This is a genomic window from Leifsonia sp. ZF2019, from assembly GCF_019924635.1.
Taxonomy (GTDB): Bacteria; Actinomycetota; Actinomycetes; order Actinomycetales; family Microbacteriaceae; genus Leifsonia.
Map to the genome: position 1 here is coordinate 1,853,026 of NZ_CP065037.1, position 19,832 is coordinate 1,872,857.

The 19,832-nt window shown below is 70.3% G+C and carries 19 protein-coding genes; 13 read left to right on the forward strand and 6 right to left on the reverse strand.

Annotated elements, in window-relative coordinates; genetic code table 11:
* The first annotated feature begins 7 nt into the window (after window positions 1-7).
* Window positions 8-808: an MBL fold metallo-hydrolase gene (locus tag IT072_RS09155; RefSeq protein ID WP_223360646.1), complete on the forward strand. Its 801-nt coding sequence runs from the start codon at window positions 8-10 to the stop codon at window positions 806-808.
* Between the two features lie 25 nt (window positions 809-833).
* On the opposite strand, the gene IT072_RS09160 is transcribed toward IT072_RS09155, so the two are convergent.
* On the reverse strand, window positions 834-1,964 hold the full coding sequence (locus tag IT072_RS09160) for a GNAT family N-acetyltransferase (protein WP_223360647.1): 1,131 nt from the start codon (window positions 1,962-1,964) through the stop codon (window positions 834-836).
* 179 nt (window positions 1,965-2,143) lie between these two features.
* On the opposite strand from IT072_RS09160, the gene IT072_RS09165 reads away from it, so the two are divergent.
* From IT072_RS09165 to smc, 6 genes are all read left to right on the forward strand, one after another.
* A complete protein-coding gene (locus IT072_RS09165) occupies window positions 2,144-3,364 on the forward strand; it encodes a branched-chain amino acid ABC transporter substrate-binding protein (RefSeq protein ID WP_223360648.1) in 1,221 nt (406 codons plus the stop codon).
* 116 nt (window positions 3,365-3,480) lie between these two features.
* Window positions 3,481-4,488 (forward strand): branched-chain amino acid ABC transporter permease, encoded by a 1,008-nt coding sequence (locus IT072_RS09170; protein ID WP_223360649.1) that lies wholly within the window; start codon window positions 3,481-3,483, stop codon window positions 4,486-4,488.
* Complete coding sequence (locus IT072_RS09175) at window positions 4,485-5,642, forward strand: branched-chain amino acid ABC transporter permease (protein ID WP_223360650.1); 1,158 nt, start codon at window positions 4,485-4,487, stop codon at window positions 5,640-5,642. The genes IT072_RS09170 and IT072_RS09175 overlap by 4 nt, the downstream gene beginning before the upstream one ends.
* On the forward strand, window positions 5,639-6,559 hold the full coding sequence (locus IT072_RS09180; RefSeq protein ID WP_223360651.1) for an ABC transporter ATP-binding protein: 921 nt from the start codon (window positions 5,639-5,641) through the stop codon (window positions 6,557-6,559). The genes IT072_RS09175 and IT072_RS09180 overlap by 4 nt, the downstream gene beginning before the upstream one ends.
* The gene (locus IT072_RS09185) at window positions 6,546-7,259 is read left to right on the forward strand and encodes an ABC transporter ATP-binding protein (RefSeq protein ID WP_223360652.1); all 714 of its coding nucleotides are present in this window, start codon (window positions 6,546-6,548) and stop codon (window positions 7,257-7,259) included. The genes IT072_RS09180 and IT072_RS09185 overlap by 14 nt, the downstream gene beginning before the upstream one ends.
* A 106-nt stretch (window positions 7,260-7,365) precedes the next feature.
* A complete protein-coding gene (smc, locus tag IT072_RS09190; protein WP_223360653.1) occupies window positions 7,366-10,929 on the forward strand; it encodes a chromosome segregation protein SMC in 3,564 nt (1,187 codons plus the stop codon).
* Window positions 10,930-10,985: 56 nt separating this feature from the next.
* Here smc and IT072_RS09195 read toward each other — a convergent pair whose 3' ends face one another.
* Entirely contained in the window at window positions 10,986-11,756 is a 771-nt protein-coding gene (locus IT072_RS09195; protein ID WP_223360654.1) for a CHAD domain-containing protein, read from the reverse strand.
* A 30-nt stretch (window positions 11,757-11,786) separates the two neighbouring features.
* Here IT072_RS09195 and ftsY point away from each other — a divergent pair, with 30 nt between their 5' ends.
* Genes ftsY through ffh form a run of 3 tightly spaced genes read left to right on the forward strand, consistent with a single transcriptional unit; the run spans window position 11,787 to window position 14,796 of the window.
* Window positions 11,787-12,662, forward strand: a complete 876-nt coding sequence (ftsY, locus tag IT072_RS09200) for a signal recognition particle-docking protein FtsY (protein WP_223360655.1) — start codon at window positions 11,787-11,789, stop codon at window positions 12,660-12,662.
* A 9-nt stretch (window positions 12,663-12,671) separates the two neighbouring features.
* Window positions 12,672-13,172, forward strand: coding sequence for a DUF2004 domain-containing protein (locus tag IT072_RS09205; RefSeq protein ID WP_223360656.1), 501 nt, complete (start codon window positions 12,672-12,674; stop codon window positions 13,170-13,172).
* A gap of 55 nt (window positions 13,173-13,227) precedes the next feature.
* Window positions 13,228-14,796, forward strand: a complete 1,569-nt coding sequence (gene ffh, locus IT072_RS09210; RefSeq protein WP_223360657.1) for a signal recognition particle protein — start codon at window positions 13,228-13,230, stop codon at window positions 14,794-14,796.
* 22 nt (window positions 14,797-14,818) lie between these two features.
* On the opposite strand, the gene IT072_RS09215 is transcribed toward ffh, so the two are convergent.
* The 3 genes from IT072_RS09215 to IT072_RS09225 form a co-directional block, all read right to left on the reverse strand.
* Window positions 14,819-15,520 carry an SGNH/GDSL hydrolase family protein gene (locus tag IT072_RS09215; RefSeq protein WP_223360658.1) on the reverse strand — a complete coding sequence of 234 codons (702 nt, stop codon included), beginning with the start codon at window positions 15,518-15,520 and terminating at the stop codon, window positions 14,819-14,821.
* Between the two features lie 88 nt (window positions 15,521-15,608).
* Complete coding sequence (locus IT072_RS09220) at window positions 15,609-16,316, reverse strand: SGNH/GDSL hydrolase family protein (protein ID WP_223360659.1); 708 nt, start codon at window positions 16,314-16,316, stop codon at window positions 15,609-15,611.
* Window positions 16,317-16,397: 81 nt separating this feature from the next.
* Entirely contained in the window at window positions 16,398-17,534 is a 1,137-nt protein-coding gene (locus IT072_RS09225; RefSeq protein ID WP_223360660.1) for a glutamate--cysteine ligase, read from the reverse strand.
* Window positions 17,535-17,715: 181 nt separating this feature from the next.
* Between IT072_RS09225 and rpsP the strand changes: the two genes are divergently transcribed.
* Genes rpsP through rimM form a run of 3 tightly spaced genes read left to right on the forward strand, consistent with a single transcriptional unit; the run spans window position 17,716 to window position 19,085 of the window.
* The gene (gene rpsP, locus IT072_RS09230) at window positions 17,716-18,198 is read left to right on the forward strand and encodes a 30S ribosomal protein S16 (protein WP_223360661.1); all 483 of its coding nucleotides are present in this window, start codon (window positions 17,716-17,718) and stop codon (window positions 18,196-18,198) included.
* 4 nt (window positions 18,199-18,202) lie between these two features.
* Window positions 18,203-18,433 carry an RNA-binding protein gene (locus tag IT072_RS09235; protein ID WP_223360662.1) on the forward strand — a complete coding sequence of 77 codons (231 nt, stop codon included), beginning with the start codon at window positions 18,203-18,205 and terminating at the stop codon, window positions 18,431-18,433.
* A 1-nt stretch (window position 18,434) separates the two neighbouring features.
* Window positions 18,435-19,085: a ribosome maturation factor RimM gene (rimM, locus tag IT072_RS09240; protein ID WP_223360663.1), complete on the forward strand. Its 651-nt coding sequence runs from the start codon at window positions 18,435-18,437 to the stop codon at window positions 19,083-19,085.
* Window positions 19,086-19,132: 47 nt separating this feature from the next.
* On the opposite strand, the gene IT072_RS09245 is transcribed toward rimM, so the two are convergent.
* A complete protein-coding gene (locus IT072_RS09245) occupies window positions 19,133-19,795 on the reverse strand; it encodes a GntR family transcriptional regulator (protein WP_223360664.1) in 663 nt (220 codons plus the stop codon).
* Window positions 19,796-19,832 lie beyond the last annotated feature (37 nt).

The window sequence follows — 19,832 nt, forward strand, 5'->3', positions numbered from 1 at the left end:
TGGTCGGGTGAACATCGGCGATTTCGAGATCCAGGCGATCACGGACGGGAGCGGTACAGAGCAGGCGGCGGAGATCATCTCGCGCTTCTCGGACGCGGAGGCGTGGCGTGGCCACCCGGAGGAGTTCGGGCACGACGGGCGCTGGACGTTCCCCGTCGGCGGGTTCCTGATCCGCGGCGGCGGCCGCCTGATCCTCGTCGACGCGGGAGTAGGACCGCTCGACGAGGGCGGCTATACCGGTGGCGGACTCCCGCAATCGCTGCGGGCGAACGGCGTCGAGCCCGCCCAGGTGACGGACGTGCTGTTCACCCATCTGCATTTCGACCACGTGGGCTGGGCCTCCGTGGAGGGCCGTGCTGCGTTCCCGCGCGCGACCTATCGGGCCCACCGGGCGGACTGGGAGCGGTTCGTCGACGGCCCGGACGCGGACGAGCGTGTCCGCCGCGTGCTCCTGCCGGTCGCGGAACGGTTCGAGCTGTTCGAGGGCGACCTCGACGTCGTGCCGGGCGTCGTCGCGCGCTGGACTCCGGGCCACACGCCCGGCTCGGTCGTGGTCGTCGTGGCCTCCCGCGGCGAGCGCGCGGTGTTGCTCGGCGACACCGTCCACTCGGTCGTGCAACTCGCGGAGGACGACTGGACGGTGGTGTGGGACGACGATCCTGTCGCCGCTTCGCTGATGAGGAACACCCTCGCCGATGAGGCCGCCGAGCGCGGGGATCTCGTCGTCGCCGCGCACTTCCCGGCCCAGGCGTTCGGCAGGGTGGTGTCGTCGGGGGGCCGTCGGCGCTTCGTGCGGTCGACGCGCTGAGCACGTCGGCGCGGACCGCTCGGCCTCACCCCAGCCGCTTCTGCCACGTCCCCGTCAGCGCGTGCGGGCGGAAGCCGAACGCGCGGTTGATCGCGATCATGGGGGCGTTCTCGTCGGCGTTCCAGGTGAGCAGGCGGGTGATGTGCGGGGCGCGACGAGCGAGCTCGTGGATGTTGTGGAGCTTGACGAGGGTGCCGAGGCGGTGGCCGCGGTGGTCGGACGCGACCAGGGTGTCGTACTGCTCCGCCTTCTCGCCGTCGGCGGGCACCGCGATCTCCGTGTAGGCGGCCAGGTCGCCGCTGGCCTCGCACTGGGCCGCCGTGACGAGCAGGGGTTCGCCGCGGGCGGCCAGCTCACGCTCCTGCGCGCGCACGCGGTCGCCCGTCCAGGCCTCGCGGTCGAGCGCGATCCCGCTGTGGGGCACGTCGACCACCATGCGCTCCTTCAGCGCCGCGAAAGAGTCGAGCAGGTCGTCGGGCGCTGCACCGAACCAGGACACGACGCGGTAGCCGTCCGCCGTCGCCGCGGTGCTGGCCAGGGCGAACGCCCGCACCGGCGGCAGCGGTAGGACGAGTTCGCTCGAACGCTCGATCTGGCCGAGCCGGTAGCCGTGGCGCAAGGCGAAGCGCACCCCGGGGTCCTCGGCAGGGAGGCCGGCGGAGCCGGCGGGGGCATGCACCCACGCCCCCTCTTCGGGCAGCGAGCGGACGGGATGCTCGGTGTAGGCGCTCACCACGGTGCGTCCGCCCTCGGCGGCGAGCTCTTCCCCTGCGGCGAGCAGGGCGGAGCCGATGCCGCGACTCCGCAGGGCCGGGACGACGTCGACGAGCAGGGAGACCGTCTCGGCGTCCTCGTCCAGCGGGAAGTCGGCTTCGACACGCCCGACGATCGCGCCCTCCTCGACGGCGACCAGCACGATCTTCTCGAGGTAGTCCTGCTCGCGCAAGCCGGCGAGCGCCTCCTCCGCGGTCTCGACGAAGTCGTCGTCGCCCCACAGCTGGTACACGATCCCGTTGAGCACCCCGACGAGCTCTTCGAACGCGGCGGACTCCGGGGTCCCGAGCCGTTCGGGAGGCGTCAGACGGCGGATCTCCAGCGCGGACCACCTCCCCCTCACAGCAGCCCGGGCGACGTCGCGCGGGCCGAAAAAACTCACACTAGCCCGCCGGGCGTGCCGTGTGAAGTCGGACGTCCCGTTTGGTTTCGATCGTGTAAATCCCGCCCGCGGACCTGGTTGCAAAAGCTTGCGCAGCATGTAGTCTCAGCACACATATTCGTGGTGCGGCGCGGTAACTACGCCGCGTTCGTGACGCATTTCACGTCGAGAGGCAGAAGATGTTACGAAACAAAGTCACCATCGGTGCGGCCGTTGCAGCGTCGGTCGCACTGCTCCTCGCAGGGTGTGCCAACCAGCCGTCCAGCGGGGGATCGACCAGCGGGAGCTCCAAGGTCGACATTCCGGCGATCACCTCGATCGACACACCGAAGGATGCGGTCCTCCCCGCCGGAGACGGCAAGGCGACCTGTCCCGCGGGCCTGACGATCGGCTACGTCGGAGCGGAGACGGGCCCCAACGCCCAGCTCGGCATCAACATCTACAACGGCATCCAGCTCGCCATCGACCAGCACAACGAGGCGAACAAGGGCTGCCAGGTCGGCTTCAAGAAGTTCGACACCGAGGGCGACCCGAACAAGGCGACCGGCCCGGTCACCCAGGCCGTCAACGAGTCCGACATCGTCGGCGTGGTCGGCCTCCCGTTCTCGGGCGAGTCCAAGGCGACCGGAAACATCTTCCAGCAGCAGGGCCTGGTCCACATCACCCCGTCGGCCACCAACCCCGGCCTGACGGAGAACGGCTGGACGACCTTCTTCCGCGGCCTCGGCAATGACGCCGTGCAGGGCCCGGCGGCGGCGAAGTTCCTCACCGACCAGCTGAAGGCCAAGAAGGTCTACCTGGTCCAGGACGACTCCGACTACGGAATCGGCCTCGGAACCCAGACCTCGCAGGCGCTCGGCGACGCGCTCGTCGGCACCGACAAGGTGACCACCGGCCAGAAGGACTTCTCGGCGGTGATCTCCAAGATCATCAACGCGAAGCCCGACGCGGTCTACTACGCCGGGTACTACGCCGAAGGCGCCCCGTTCGACCAGCAGCTGGTCAACAAGGGCTTCACCGGCACGTTCGTCGGCCCGGACGGCGTGAAGGACGACCAGTTCATCAAGCTGGCCGGAGACGCGTCGAGCAACGCGTACTTCACCTGCCCCTGCATCCCGGGTGAGCTCATCCCCGACTTCGAGTCCGCCTACAAGAAGCTCGCGAACGCCGAGCCGGGCACCTACTCGATCGAGGGCTACGACGCCACCACCGTGCTGCTCGCGGGCATCGACAAGGGCAAGACGACCCGCGCCGACCTGCTCGACTGGGTGAAGAACTACGACGCCGACGGTCTGAGCAAGCACTACAAGTGGGACTCGAAGGGCGAGCTCCAGGCGCCGACCGTCTACGGCTACAAGGTCGAAGGCGGCAAGATCGTGCCGATCGGCACCATCGGATAGCGCGACACCGTGAGGATGCCGCGGGCCGCCGTGGCCCGCGGCATCCTTGCGTTTCGGCCCCTCATCCGCACATGCCCGGATCGCCGACGATCCGGCACTGAACCCTGGATGCACGAATGCTCGAACTGATCGCCCTCCATCCCGTCCTCGACAACTCCTGGATCAATTTCGACGTCGGCGCTCTCGTCCAGAACTTCTGGAGCGCCACCTTCGACGGCCTCACCTTCGGTGCCATCTACGGCCTGATCGCGGTCGGCTACACGCTGGTCTACGGCGTGCTCAACCTGATCAACTTCGCCCACTCCGAGGTGTTCATCGTCGGCGCGTACGGCGTCGTGATCACCCTCACCTCGCTGGGCTTCGGCCCCAGCGCCCCCAACCTCAGCCCCGCCGCGATCATCGGCGACCTCCTGCTGGCGCTCCTCGTCGGCATGGCGGCGTCGGCGTTCACCGCGTTCGTGCTGGAACGGGTGGCGTACCGGCCGCTGCGAAAACGGAACGCGCCCCGCCTCGTGTTCCTCATCACGGCGATCGGCGCCTCGTTCACGATCCAGTACCTGATCTTCCTGATCCGGGGAGCGAACGCGGAGCCGGCGGTGACGATGTTCATCCCGACACCGATCTTCGACGTGTTCGGAACGATCGTGAACAGCCAGCAGATCATCATCGTCGTGGCCTCCGTCCTCCTGATGGTCGCCACGGATCTCTTCATCCGCCGCACCCGCACCGGTCGCGGCATCCGCGCCGTCGCACAGGACGCCGACACCGCGACGCTGATGGGCGTCAACAAGGAGAAGATCATCGTCATCACGTTCGTGGTCGGCGGCGTCCTCGCCGGTGCCGCGGCCCTCTTCTACGTGATGCTGGTGCCCTCGGGCGTCATCTACAACGGCGGCTTCGTGCTCGGCGTGAAGGCGTTCGCCGCCGCCGTCCTGGGCGGCATCGGCAACGTGCGCGGCGCCCTCCTCGGCGGCCTGCTGCTGGGCGTGATCGGCAACTACGGCCAGATCCTGCTCGGCGACTCGCAGTGGACCGATGTCGTGGCGTTCGTGGTCCTCGTCCTGGTGCTCCTGGTGAAGCCCACCGGAATCCTGGGCACCTCGCTCGGAAGGAGCCGCGCATGAGCATGACCGAAGGTCCCAAGGTCCTGCCCGACGGCCGGTCGGAGCAGGCGGCGGATGCGATGGAGGCGGCCCGCGGCGGCCGGCGGGGGCCGTTCCAGCCGCTCCGCGACAAATGGAACTCGCTCCCGCGCCCGATCCAGTGGCTGTGGCTGCTGATCGTCGTGGCGCTGGCGTACGCACTGCCGTACCTCAACTTCTTCCCGCTCACCACCGAGCCCGGCAACGACTGGCCGCTCGCGTGCTTCGCGATGGCGACGTACGCGCTGGTCGCGGTCGGCCTCAACATCGTGGTCGGCTACGCCGGCCTCCTCGACCTCGGCTACGTCGCGTTCTTCGCGGTCGGGTCGTACACGGCCGCGATGCTGACCAGCCCGGACTCGCCGTTCCTGAAGATCCCGTACCTGTGGACCATCCCGGTCGCCATGGCGATCACGATGATCTTCGGCGTGATCCTCGGCGTGCCGACCCTCCGGCTCCGCGGCGACTACCTGGCGATCGTGACCCTCGGCTTCGGAGAGATCGTGCGCATCCTCGCGACGATCATCCCGGCGCTGAAGGGTCAGGTCGGTTTCCAGAACGTCGGGCACCCGCCGGGGGAGCAGGCGAACGGCATCCCGATCTTCTCGAACTCGAACGGCGTCCCCTGGTACTGGCTGACGCTCTCGATCATCATCATCGTGCTGCTGCTCGTCGGGAACCTGGAGCGCAGCCGGGTCGGACGGGCGTGGATCGCGATCCGCGAGGACGAGGACGCCGCCGAGATCATGGGCGTCCCGACGTTCAAGTACAAGGTGTGGGCGTTCGCCATCGGCGCCGGCGTCGGCGGCCTCTCCGGGGCCCTGTTCGCCGGGCAGGTCGGCTTCGTCAACAACCAGAAGTTCGACGTGCAGACCTCCATCCTGTTCCTCGCGGCCGTCGTGCTCGGCGGTGCGGGCAACAAGGTGGGCGCGATGATCGGTGGGGCGATCGTGGCGTACATCCCGCTGCGCTTCACGGCGATCGCGGACTACAAGTACCTCATCTTCGGCATCGCGCTCGTGCTCATCATGATCTTCCGCTCGCAGGGTCTGTTCCCGGCGCGGCAGAAGCTCCTGGCGTACGGCAGGCACGCGTACCGACGAGTCGCCCAGGCGGCGAAGGGAGGCGCACGATGACGGACGCGCAGAACCCCGGGACCCCGGAGGATCCGGAGGAGGTCGCGCTCGGCGCCAACGAGGACGAGCTGGAGGCGGCGGGCGTCGACCTCGACGTGGCCGAGGCCGCGGCTCCCGACCGGGAGATCGCGGTCGAGGTCGGCGAGAACATCGTCGAAGTCCGCAACCTGACGGTCAAGTTCGGCGGCCTGCTCGCGCTCGACGACGTGTCGTTCGACATCCGGCGCGGCGAGATCCTCGGACTCATCGGCCCCAACGGCGCAGGGAAGACGACGTGCTTCAACGCGATGACCGGCGTCTACAAGCCGACCAGCGGGGATGTGCTGCTGGAGGGCCAGTCGATCAAGGGGCGCAAGCAGCACCAGATCACCCGGCTCGGACTGGCCCGCACCTTCCAGAACATCCGCCTCTTCGGTGAGATGACGGCACTGGAGAACGTGGTCGTCGGCCTCGACGCGCGCCACCGCACGTCGGTCCCTGGAGCGCTTCTGCGCCTGCCGCGCCACACGCGGGAGGAGAAGTCGGCGATCGAGCGCGGGATGGCGCTGCTGGAGTTCGTCGGCATCGCCGACCTCGCCGGCACGCTCTCCCGGCACCTCCCGTACGGCTACCAGCGCCGCCTCGAGATCGCGCGCGCACTCGCGACCGATCCGAAGGTGCTGTGCCTCGACGAGCCGGCGGCCGGCTTCAACCCGGCGGAGAAGGAGGAGCTGATGGACCTCATCCGCACCATCCGCGCCGACGGGTACACCGTGCTCCTCATCGAGCACGACATGAAGCTGGTCATGGGAGTGACCGACCGGATCGTGGTGCTGGAGTTCGGCCGCAAGCTCGCGGACGACACGCCGGAGGCCATCCGGAACGACCCGCGCGTGATCGCCGCCTACCTCGGGGAGCCCGAAGATGACGTTGCTTGAGCTGAAGAACATCAGCGTGTCGTACGGCCGCATCGAGGCCATCCACGACATGTCCTTCTCGGTCGAGGAGGGGGAGATCGTGAGCCTCATCGGGGCGAACGGAGCGGGCAAGTCGACCACGATGAAGACGGTCTGCGGCATCCTCAACCCGACGAAGGGGTCGATCCTCTTCGACGGCGAGGACATCACGAAGATGAAGGCGCACATCCGTGTGGTGCGCGGCATCTCGCAGGCGCCGGAGGGCCGGGGCATCTTCCCCGGCATGACGGTGATGGAGAACCTCGACATGGGGGCGTTCGGCCGCAAGGACCGCAGCAACATGAGTGCCGACTTCGACCGGGTGTTCGCCCTGTTCCCGCGGCTCGCCGAGCGCAAGTCGCAGGCAGGGGGAACCATGTCCGGCGGCGAGCAGCAGATGCTCGCCATCGGCCGCGCGCTGATGTCGAACCCGCGTCTGCTGCTGCTCGACGAGCCGTCGATGGGGCTCGCGCCGCAGTTCATCCGCCAGATCTTCTCGATCATCACGGAGATCAACCAGCAGGGGACGACCGTGCTGCTGGTGGAGCAGAACGCCAATCAGGCGCTGGCCCGCGCGCACCGGGCGTTCGTGCTGGAGACCGGCAGCATCACCCACGCCGGAACCGGCAAGGAGCTCCTGGCCGACCCGGCGATCAAGGAGGCGTACCTGGGCGTCGCGTGAGCGCCCGCCGAGGGGCACGTCGTGGCCGCCATCCCGCGCGGATGAAGGCCACGACGTGCCCCTCGGCTGCGGGATGGCGGCGGCGCGTTACGGTAAATTCACCTGCGTGTATCTGAAGAGTCTGACGCTCAAGGGCTTCAAGTCGTTCGCTCAGCCGACGACGTTCGCCTTCGAGCCCGGCGTCACCTGCGTGGTGGGGCCGAACGGCTCCGGCAAGTCCAACGTCGTCGACGCGCTGGCCTGGGTGATGGGCGAGCAGGGCGCCAAGACCCTGCGCGGCGGCAAGATGGAGGACGTCATCTTCGCCGGCACCTCGACGCGCGGTCCGCTCGGGCGCGCGGAAGTGCAGCTCACCATCGACAACTCCGACGGCGCCCTGCCGATCGAGTACTCGGAAGTGACGATCTCGCGCACGCTGTTCCGCAACGGCGGCAGCGAGTACGCCATCAACGGCCAGTCGTGCCGGCTGCTCGACGTGCAGGAGCTGCTCAGCGACTCCGGCCTCGGGCGTGAGATGCACGTCATCGTCGGCCAGGGTCAGCTCGACGCCGTCTTGCGCGCGACCCCGGAGGAGCGCCGCGGTTTCATCGAGGAGGCCGCCGGCATCCTGAAGCACCGGCGCCGCAAGGAGAAGACGCTCCGCAAGCTCGACGCGATGCAGGCCAACCTGACGCGCCTCAGCGACCTCGCCGGCGAGGTGCGACGCCAGCTCAAGCCGCTCGGCCACCAGGCCGAGATCGCCCGTGAGGCGCAGTCCATCGCCGCGATCGTCCGCGACGCCCGGGCCCGCCTCCTCGCCGACGAGGTCGTCGGGCTCCGTCGCGTGCTCGACGACCACACGCGCTCGGAGGCCGAGCGGCACTCCGAGCAGATCGTGCTGCAGGAGCAGCTGGAGCAGAAGCAGCTGCGGCGCACCCGGCTGGAGCAGGCGCAGATCGGCGATGCGGTGGACGTGGCCCGCAGCACGGCCTTCGCACTCGAGCAGGTGCAGGACCGCCTGCGCTCCCTCTACACGCTCGCCACGCAGCGGCTCGCCCTGCTCGGCAGCCAGGCGGACTCGCCCGACGACGGCCCGCGTGTCAGCCCGCAGATGGTGCAGGACGCCCACGACGAGACCGAGCGTCTGCGCGGCGTGGTCGCCGCGGCAGAGGCCGCCTGGACCGCAGCGCAGGCGGCGACGAAGTCGGCGCGCGAACGACTGGACGCCGTCGACGAGGAGATCGCCGCGCAGAGCGCCCTCGTCTCGCGCCACGACCTCGAGATCTCCCAGCTGAGCGGACAGGCCGAAGCGGCCGCCCAACGTCTCGCCGCCGTGCGCGGGGAGGTACTGCGCCAGCAGAACGCGCTCGACGCCGCATCCCAGCGCCTCGCCCAGGCGCAGCAGGCGTTCGACGAGCGCGAAGCCGAGGCCGAGGAGACGGACGCCGGGGAGGGCTCCCTCGACGAGGCGTACGAGCTCGCCCAGGCCGACGTGTTCGAGGCGGAGGGGGAGATCGAGCGGCTCCGCGAGGAACTCCACACGTTGGAGCGCGAGCGCGACGCCCTCGCCGCCCGCACCGGCGCCCTCTCGCTCGCCCTCGATCAGAAGGACGGATCCGCCGCTCTCGTCTCCGCACGGCTGGCAGGCGTGCGGGGGCTGGTGGCCGAGCACGTGCGTGTGCATCCCGGCTACGAGGCCGCCATCGCCGCGGCGCTCGGCTCGCTCTCCGACGCCGTCCTGGCCGACGACCGTGCCGCAGCGTTCGACGCCGTCGCCCATGCCGCCGCCGACGATCTGGGCCGCGTGGAGGTCGTCCTCGCCGACGCGCCGGTGCCGGAGGTCGATCTGAGCGGTGTCGACGGCGTTGTCCCCGCGCGGAGCGTCGTCGAGGCTCCCGGCGGCATCCTCGGCGTCCTCGCTTATACGGCCGTGGCGGACGACCTCGACGCCGCTCGCGCCGCCGCCGACGCGTTCGCCGCCCGCGACCTCGGCGGTCCCGTCACCCTCATCACGCGGGCCGGGGACGTGCTCACCCGGTACGTGCTCCGCGGCGGCTCGGGTGCCAAGCAGAGCCGCATCGAGCTCATCGCCGAGCGCGACGCGGCGGCGGACCGGCTGGGAGAGGTGACCTCCCTGATCGAACGCGCCGGCTTCGCGCTCGCGGAGCAGCGGGGCGTCGTCCAGGTCGCCAAGGAGCAGTCGCAGGCGGCGCTGGCCTCCCTGCGGGAGTTCGACGCTCAGCTGGCGGCACGCACCGAACAGCTGAACCGCGTGAAGGTGCAGCTCGAGGCGGCCCTGGCGGAGTCCGAGCGGCATGGTCGTGCCCACGAGCAGGCCGCCGAGCGCGTCGCGGAGGCGGAGGCCGCCGCCGAGAAGGCGAAGGCCGAGCTGGAGTCGGCGCGCTCGCGCCCGCGGCCCATCCTCGACGTCAGCGCGCGCGACACGCTCTCTGCCGAGCTCGACAGCGCGCGGGAGGCCGAGGTCGAGGCACGGCTCGGCGTCGAGACGGCGAAGGAGCGCGTGCGGGCGGAGCAGGCGCGCGGAGAGGCGCTCGCCCGCCAGCTCGAGGCCGAGCGGGCCGCCGCGGAGGAGGCCGCCCGGCGCGCCGTCGTCCGCCGTCGGCAGCTCGACGCGGCGCAGGCCGTCGTGGACGCCCTGCCGCCCGTCCTCGCCTCCGTCGACCGTTCGGTCGCGCAGGCCCGGCTCGAGCTCGCCACGGCGGAGGCGGAGCGCGCCAGCCAGAACGAGGAGCTCGCGACCGTGCGCCGCGAGGAGAGCGCGCTGCGCGAGCGCCTGCACGGCGTCACCGAGAGCGTCCACGGCCTCGAACTGCAGATCTACGAGAAGAAGCTGCACCTCTCCAGCCTGCTCGAGCGCGTCGGAAGCGAACTCGGGCTGGTGGAGGACGTTCTGGTGGCCGAATACGGCCCGGAAGTGGGCATCCCCGTCGCGCGGGACTCGGAGGACGGCGATCCGGCCGACGGCGCGGAGCAGCCCACTGTCCCGTTCGTGCGCGAGCAGCAGCAGAAGCGCCTCGCCCAGGCGGAGCGCAAGCTCGCCCAGCTCGGTCGGGTCAACCCGCTCGCCCTCGAGGAGTTCGCCGCACTGGAACAGCGCCACAAGTTCCTCACGGAGCAGCTGACCGACCTCACGAACACGCGCAAGGACCTCGTGACGATCATCGAGGAGATCGACGAGAAGATGCAGACGATCTTCGAGTCTGCGTTCGCCGACACCGAGGCGGCCTTCACACGGGTGTTCCCGATACTCTTCCCGGGCGGCGTCGGCCACATCGCCCTCACCGACCCGGACGATCTGCTGACGACCGGTATCGAGGTCTCGGTCAAACCGGCAGGCAAGAAGATCGAGCGCCTCTCCCTGCTCTCCGGCGGTGAGCGCTCCCTGGCCGCGGTGGCGCTGCTCATCGCGATCTTCAAGGCGCGCCCCAGCCCGTTCTACATCATGGACGAGGTGGAGGCGGCGCTCGACGACGCCAATCTCGGCCGCCTGCTGACGATCTTCGAGGACCTGCGCGAGGACAGCCAGCTCATCGTCATCACGCATCAGAAGCGCACCATGGAGATCGCGGACGCCCTCTACGGCGTCTCGATGCGGCAGGACGGGGTCTCGGCCGTCGTCGGTCAGCGCGTCGCCCAGGAGGCGGCGTCGGAGGACCGCGCAGCGTCGTGACGGACGGGTGAGGCGATGCTGCGCCCGAGAGCCCGCGACGACCGTGGCAGGGGACGTCAGATCCTGATGGCCCCGACCTTCTCTTCGACGCCGTTCAGCGCCTCCCGCGCCCGCCGCTCGCAGCGGACGGCGGCCGCTTCGAGATCGTGCTCACGCAGAGAAGCGGCGAGGAGGGTGTCGTCGCGGTGGGAGCCGAGCGCGTCCTGCACCGCTTCCGCCGCCGCGGCGAGGCGCACGGCGTCCCGCCCGAGGTCGTCCGCGACGGCCTCCGCCGCGTATCGCACCCGCCGGGCGGCCTTGCGTGTCTCATGCCGCTCCGCCAGCGCGTCGCCGCGCGCGGCGTGCACCCGGTCGACGGCCTTCGCGAGGCCGCGGCGGACGACCCGGCGCGGGTGCTCCCTGCCCGCGACGGTGAGCGGGGGATCGGCGGCGAACGACTGCACGTCCGCCAGGAGCCGCCGGTGGGAGCGACCGCGAAGGTGCTCCAGGAGGGCGTGCAGCGCCTCGCGGTGCTCCGCGCGCGCCTGCGCGGCCAGCGCCTCGACCGCATCGACCAGCGCGGGATCGTCATCGGCACCGGGGAGGTCGTCCAGCGCATCGGCGCGCACCTCCCGGTCGCACACCTCGCCGAGCCGCGCGCCGAGCGCCTTCAGCCGCGCCCGCAGCCGCCGGGCCTCCTCCGGCTCGAACGCCTTCCGGTAGACGCCGAGGATGCTGCGCAGCCGCCGGACCCGCGTGCGCGCCTGGTGGACCGCGTCCTCCCCGTCCGACTCGATCGCGACGAGCTGCTCGGCGAGCTCGGCCGACACCGCCACGAGGGAGAACATGGGCCAACGCTAGCAACTAGTCTGAGTGTCATGGCAGACCGCACCCCCTGGTCCTTGTCGGGCGCCCTTCGCGGGCTGTTCGCCAAGAAGACCATCGATGAGAACACCTGGGACGACCTGGAGGCGGCGCTGATCACAGCCGATTTCGGGCCGGACGTCACCGAGGCGATCGTCGACGACCTCCGCGCCAAGGTGGAGCGCTTCCACACCACGGACCCGGCGGACCTCCAGCGCATGCTGCGGGAGACGCTCGAGGAGCGGCTCTCGCAGCACGACACCACGCTCACGCTCAGCGACCGCCCCGCGATCGTGCTGGTCGTGGGCGTGAACGGGGTCGGCAAGACGACCACGATCGGCAAGTTCGCCAAGTTCCTGCGCACCTACGACCGCACCGTGATCGTCGGCGCGGCCGACACCTTCCGCGCGGCGGCCGTCGAGCAGCTCGCGACGTGGGCGGAGCGCGCAGGGGCCGCCATCGTCCGCCCGCAGCAGCAGGGGCAGGACCCGGCCTCCGTCGCGTTCCAGACGGTCGAGAAGGCCAAGAACGACGGCATCGAGATCGTCATCATCGACACGGCGGGCCGTCTCCAGACCAAGGGCGGCCTGATGGACGAGCTGTCCAAGATCAAGCGTGTCGTCGAGAAGCAGGCGCCGATCTCGGAGGTGCTCCTCGTGCTCGACGCCACCACCGGGCAGAACGGCCTCGCCCAGGCGGAGGCGTTCCTGGAGCACGCCGGCGTCACCGGTCTCGTGCTCACGAAGCTGGACGGCTCGGCCAAGGGCGGCTTCGTGCTCGCGGTGCAGGAGCGCACCGGCATCCCGATCAAGCTGGTCGGCCAGGGCGAGGGGATCAACGACCTCACCGGCTTCACGCCGCACGTCTTCGCGCAGCAGCTGGTCGGATAGGGGGAGAGCGTGGCGATCGAGCACGACTATTTCGGGATCATCGACGAGACGGCCTCGGGCGGCCTCGCCTGGTCCGACACGGTCGACCTCGCGGACCAGGCCGTCGAGGTGGAGCTGCTGGCGGACGACGAGACGGCGGTCACGGAGTTCGCCCTCGATGCGGCCGCGGCGCTCGTCCAGGCGCTCGAGGGCTTCGATGCGCGGGCGCGGGACGCCCTGGTCGCCGAGCTGAGCTCGCGCCAGTCGGCGACGAGCACGTACATCGACCAGCACGTGGACATGATGGGGGAGAGCCTCGTCGACCTCCTGGTGCACAACTCGGGCGACATCGCGATCGACGTCCTGCGTTCGCTGCAGCTGCTCCACATCGTCCTCCAGCCGGACAACGCCGAGGAGGACGAAGTGTTCGCCACCTTCGACTACTCGATCAGCCCCGACGAGACCGACGCCATCCTGACCGTCTCCTTCGACGTGCGCGGCGATGTGGTGGCGGTCGACACCCAGGGCTGACCACTCGGCCGACACACGGCGGACGCGCGGCCGCTCCCGGTAGACTTGTCGGATCATGGCTACTTTCGGCACGCTGTCCGACCGTCTCGCGGACACCTTCAAGAACCTGCGCACCAAGGGCAAGCTGTCGCCGTCGGACGTCGACGGCACCGTGCGCGAGATCCGCCGCGCCCTGCTCGACGCCGACGTCGCGCTCGACGTGGTCAAAGAGTTCACCGGAAAGGTGCGCGAGCGGGCGCTCAGCGACGACGTCAACAAAGCGCTCAACCCGGCCCAGCAGGTCGTCCAGATCGTCAACGAGGAGCTCATCGGCATCCTCGGCGGCGAGCAGCGCCGCCTGCAGTTCGCGAAGAAGCCGCCGACGGTCATCATGCTCGCCGGCCTCCAGGGCGCGGGAAAGACGACCCTGGCCGGCAAGCTGGGCAAATGGCTCGTCAAGGACGGCCACACGCCCCTCCTCGTCGCCGCCGACCTCCAGCGTCCCAACGCGGTCACCCAGCTGCAGATCGTCGGCGAGCAGGCCGGGGTGCCGGTCTATGCCCCGGAGCCGGGCAACGGCGTCGGCAACCCGGTGAAGGTCGCCAAAGACGCCCTGAAGTTCGCCGAGACGAAGCAGTACGACACGGTCGTGATCGACACCGCTGGCCGCCTGGGCGTCGACGCCGAGCTGATGAAGCAGGCCGCCGACATCCGCAAGGCCACCGACCCCGACGAGGTGCTGTTCGTCATCGACGCGATGATCGGTCAGGATGCCGTCGCGACCGCGAAGGCCTTCCAGGACGGCGTCGACTTCACCGGCGTCGTGCTCTCGAAGCTCGACGGCGACGCCCGCGGCGGTGCCGCCCTCTCGGTCGCGTCCGTCACCGGTCGGCCGATCATCTTCGCGTCCACCGGTGAGGGGCTGGACGACTTCGAGCCGTTCCACCCCGACCGCATGGCGTCGCGCATCCTCGACCTCGGTGACATCCTCACCCTCATCGAGCAGGCCCAGGAGGCCTTCGACGAGGAGGAGGCGCGCAAGGTCGCCGAGAAGTTCGCGACCGACAGTTTCACGCTCGACGACTTCCTCAAGCAGATGCAGCAGCTGCGCAACATGGGATCCATCAAGAAGATGATGGGCATGCTCCCCGGCGCCGGGCAGATGAAGCAGCAGCTGGACAACTTCGATGAGAGCGAGATCGTGCGCACGGAGGCCATCATCCAGTCGATGACGAAGGCCGAGCGAACCACGCCCAAGCTGCTCAACGGTTCCCGCCGCCTCCGCATCGCCAAGGGCTCCGGCACCACCGTCACCGAGGTGAACCAGCTCGTCAACCGTTTCGAGCAGGCAGCGAAGATGATGAAGACCGTCGCCAAGGGGGGCGTTCCGAACGTCCCCGGCATGGGACCCATCCCGGGTGCGGGGTACGCCGGCCGCAAGCCGCAGGCCAAGAAGAAGAAGGGGTCCCGTTCCGGCAACCCGGCGAAGCGTGCGGCGGAGAACGCCGCGCTCGCGTCGGGCATCGACCCGAACGCGACGTCGGCCCGCGCCGGAAGCGGCCTCGGCCTGGGAGGCGGCGCAGCAAAACAGGGCGGCCCCACCGAGGAGGAGCTGGCCTCGCTGCAGAAGTTCCTGGGCCGCTGAGGCCCGCTCGCCGAGCCGCCGCCTAGAGCGTCGCCACGAGGGGAGCCAGCCGGCTCTCGATCCGCGCGGCCACGGCGCGCTGGCCCGCGGCATTCGGGTGGATGCCGTCCGGCTGCAGCAGGTCCGCCTTGCCTTCGAGCGGGCGGCCGAGGTCGAGGAAGTCTCCGCCGACCGCGCGCACTGCGGCGCCGACGATGTCGTCGACGCGGTCGAGGGTGGCGGGCTGCGCGTCCGCTCCCCAGATGCCCGTGATGCCGATGATGCGGGCGTGCGGGAAGGCGTCCCGCAGTTCGCCGAGTAGCTGATCGGCGTTCGCCTCGACGCGGGCGGGATCCTCGTACCGGTCATTGCGGGTCGCGGCGATGAGGATGTACGCGGGGTGCAGCGCCAGCGCCTCTGTGACTTGGTCGCCGTAGGTCTTGCCGTTCCAGCCGGCCTTCACGAAACCGGAGCCGGACACGGCGAGGTCGTCGAGTCGCCAGCCGTGTTGCGCGGCGACGAGGGCGGGCCAGGACTCGTCCGGCCGCACGCCCTTGCCGAACGCGATCGAGTCGCCGATCGCGACCGCGGAGGGCTGCTCGTCGGCGGCGGGAGCCGCGGCGGACTCCGCTGCGACGGGTCGCGCCGTTGCGGCGCAGCCGGCGAGGGCGGTTGCGGCGACGATCGCGGCGAGTGCCAGCGCGAGACTCAGAGGGCGTCGCCGGCGTGGTCGGGTGGTGGGCACGGAGCGAGGATAGATCGCTGAACCTGCGTGAACACTGTGTGTCGTTCGGCGCGCCCCGGACTCTCGGTCAGAAGCGGATTCGGAGGTGTCAGCTCGCGGGCGTCGCCGTGCTCGCCGCGCGCGCCTCCACGAGGCCGTCGAGTGCGGTGAGCGCGACCGCGGCGATGGCATGCTGGCCGGCGACGGTCGGATGCTCGCCGTCGGCCTGCACGAGTCCGTCCTGGTCGCGGTAGGGCTCGCCGAGGTCGATCCACGTGCCGCCCTCTGCAGCCACGGCCGCCTTCAGGGCGGCATCCAGCGGCGCGAGGTCGTCGTCCGACGCGGCGCCGCTCAGCGCGTCGTAACCGATGATCCGGGCGTGGGGGAGGGCGGAGTGCAGCCGGTCGACCGCGGCGGACATCGCGGCGGCGACCGTCGCAGTGTCCGTGCCCAGATCGTTGTCGGACGCGCCGATCAGGACGAGCTGCGCCTTGTCGGCGATCGCGGCCGTCACCTGGGTCGCGAAAGTGCCGCCGTCGGCGCCGGTGGACACGAACCCGGCCCCGGAGACGCTGAGGTTGTCGAGGCCCCAGCGGCGGTCCACGGCGAGCAGCTCCGGCCACGCCTCCGTCGGATCGAGGCCCAGCCCGGCCTCGATCGAGTCGCCGATCACCGCGACGCGGGTGTGGGCGTCCGCCACCGCCGTCCCGACGGGGGTGGGCGGCGTCGCGGCCGAGCACCCGCTGAGGGCCAGGGCCGCGCCGCTCGCCACCGTCACGGCGGCGGCCAGCGCGGCGAGCGGGCGGTGGGAGAGCATGCCTCCACCCTAGGAACCGACCCTTTGTCTTCGCTATGGGCGGCACACGGTGTTCCTGTGTGGTAAGGCCGAGGCGCGCGATCAGCGGGCGAGGCCGCCGCGCAGCTCGTGCGTCAGCGAGCTGACCACCGCCTGCAGGCTGCCGCCGTTCGCTTCCGCGACGGCCAGCTGCCGCTGATAGCTCGCTCCGCCGTCCAGGATGCGCAGCACCCCTTCCAGCTCCTCGGGGCAGCCCAGCCGCTCGGCGGTCGGGCGCAGTTCGTCGACCAGCTCCCGCAGGGCGTCGGAGACGAGTCGCTCACGGCCGTCCGGCGCCTCGATGATCTCGGCGTCGAGCCCGTAGCGGGCGGCCCGCCACTTGTTCTCGCGCACGAACCACGGCTGCAGGGTGACCGGCTCGGCGCCGGCGTCCAGGTCGCCCGACATCCGGTCGGTCAGGCAGTGGATGAGCGCAGCGACGGCGCCGACCTCGTCCGTCGTCGACAGGCCGTCGCAGGCGCGCATCTCCACGGTGCCCCACTTCGGCGACGGGCGGATGTCCCAGCGCACTTCGGAGTGGTCGGTCACGACTCCGGTGGTCACCAGATCCTGCACGTACTCCTCGTAGTTCGCCCAGGTGCCGAACTGCCACGGGAGGCCGGCGGTCGGGAGCTGCTGGAACATCAGCGCCCGGTTGGACGCGTATCCGGTCGCGGCCCCGGCCCAGAACGGACTCGAAGCGCTGAGCGCCTGCAGATGCGGGTAATACGTGAGCAGGCCGTTCACGATCGGGAGCGCCTTGTCGCGCGCGTCGATCCCGACATGCACGTGCACACCCCAGATCATCATCTGGCGGCCCCACCACTGCGTGCGATCCAGCAGGCGGTCGTAGCGGTCGTTCGGGGTGACCTTCTGGTCGTACCACTGGGCGAACGGATGGGTGCCCGCGCACAGCAGCTCGACGCCCAGCGGGTCGGTCACCCCGCGCACGAGGTCGATCAGCCCGGAGAGGTCGGCGACGGCGGCCGGCACGGTGCGGTGCACGCGGCTCACCAGCTCGACCGTATTGAGGAGCAGCTCGTGCGTGATCTGCGGGTGCTCCCGCCCGTCGGGCGTCCCGAGCTCGCGCAGGACCTCGTCGGCGATCTGGACGAGGTCTCCCGTCGACCCGTCCACCAGTGCGATCTCCCACTCGATGCCGACGGTGGAGCGCTCGGACTCCGCGAATTCGATCTGCACAGGGCGTTCCGTCCGTCCGATTGTTCAAAGCAGGGCACTATCTGACAGAATAGCTAGTTGAGTTCCGCCGTACCCGACCCTCTATCCGGTTCGGCGGAATACCAATAGACCTCCTGCCGAGTGTGCCCCCACGCCCACGGCAGTCAGTTCGACGAAACGCACTCATCAACACTGGAGAATTGTGGCTGTCAAAATCCGTCTGAAGCGCCTGGGCAAGATCCGCGCTCCGTACTACCGCATCGTCGTCGCCGACTCGCGCACCAAGCGCGACGGTCGCGTCATCGAGGAGATCGGTCTGTACCACCCGACCGAGGAGCCCTCGCGCATCGAGGTCGACTCCGACCGCGCGCAGTACTGGCTCGGCGTCGGCGCCCAGCCGTCCGAGCAGGTCCTCGTGCTCCTCAAGCTCACGGGCGACTGGGGCAAGTTCAAGGGCGACAAGGACGCCGTCTCGACCGTGAAGACCGCGGACGAGAAGGTCGCGTTCGTCGCCGACGAGAAGAAGAAGCCGGTTCTGAAGCCCAAGGCCGAGAAGCCCGCCGAGGTCGTCGCCGAGGCGGAGGCCGTCGTCGAGGCCGAGGTCGAGGCGGAGGAGGCCGCTGAGGCCGAGGTCGTCGCCGAGGCCGAAGAAATCGTCGCCGACGCCGACGGCGAGAAGGCGTAACACCTTGCTCGCACCCGCGCTCACGCACCTGGTCAAGGGCATCGTCGACCACCCGGAAGACGTGCACGTCGTGGCCAAAGGCTCCCCGCGTGGCGAGGTCCTCGAGATTCGCGTGAATCCCGAGGACCTCGGCCGGGTGATCGGCCGTGCCGGCCGCACCGCCAAGGCGCTCCGCACGCTCGTGTCCGCGCTGGCCGACGGCCGTCGCGTCCGCGTCGACGTCGTCGACGACTGAGGTGGCCGACCACAAGCTGCCCCGTAAGGACGTCGCGCCGCGACCCGGTCAGACCGAGCTCCGCGTCGGCCGGCTCACCAAGGCGCACGGGCTCAAGGGAGCCATCAAGCTCGAACTGTTCACCGACGAGCCGGAGAAGCGGTTCGTCCCGGGAGCGGAGTTCACCCTCCAGGTTCCCACTGCCTCCAAGTGGCACGGCAAGACCCTGAGGCTCGTCGAGCTGCGCTGGTACAACGGGCACGCCGTCGGATTCTTCGAGGGCGTGGACGACCGGACCGAGGCCGAGACCCTGGTGAAGGCCATCCTCTGGGTGAGTCAGGACGCCACGGAGCTCCCCGAGGAGGAGGACGCCTGGTACGACCACCAGCTGGTCGGGCTGAGCGCCCTCCGTGACGGCGTGCCCGTCGGCACGGTCGCCCGGGTCGACCACCTGCCCGCGCAGGATCTGCTGGCGATCAAGACCGACGCGGGCGAGGTGCTCGTGCCGTTCGTGAAGGCGATCGTGCCCGAGGTCGACCTGGCCGCCGGAACGGTCACGCTCACGCCGCCGACGGGGCTCTTCGAAGAGCTCCCGGAGGAGGGGGAGGCTCCGTCCGGGGACGCCTCGGCCGGAGAATCGCCCGCTCAGGAAGAGCCGCCTGCTCAGGACTGAACCTCGTGAGAAGAGCCCCGACCATCCGGTCGGGGCTCTTCTCGTTCTCAGCCGACGATCGCGAGGCCGCGGGCGCGGAGCCCGCGGGCGTCCGCGCCGAGCGCCGTCGCCAAGCGCTCGTGGGTGGCCACGATGTGGCGGTGGATGCGCTCCGCCGCCGCGTCCGCATCCCGCGCCGCGACGAGGTCGAGGATCCGCCGGTGCTCCTCCCAGGCGGTCCGCCGTGACTCCTCACTCCGCACCTCCAGCCAGCGGGTGCGGGCGAGGCGGGTCATCGCGGCGTCGACGGAGTCCGCGAAGAAGTGGTTGCCGCTGAGGGCGGCGAGCCGCACATGGAAACCGGTGCCCGCTCCGATGGCGTCCTCGTGCGTGCGGCCGAGGTCGTATGCGCCCAGCCGGGTCACCAGGGCGGCGATGTCGTCATCGGTGGCGCGCTCGCAGGTGAGGCGCACGGCGGCCGTCTCCAGGGCGTCGCGCAGCTCGCTGAGCCGGGCGATCTCGCCGAGGTCGATGGGGGAGACTTGCCACGCGCGACCGTCGCGCGAGACGAGGCCCTCGCCCTCCAGGCGCATCAGGGCGGCCCGCAGCGGTGTGCGAGAGACTCCCAGGTCGGTCTCGAGCCCTCGCTCCGTCAGGCGGGAGCCGGGCACGCGGTCGAGGTCGAGGATCTCGGCGCGCAGGCGCTCGTAGACAGTGGGCTGCTCGCTCATGGGGTCCTCTCGATGTGGTGCACCGGGTCGGTATACC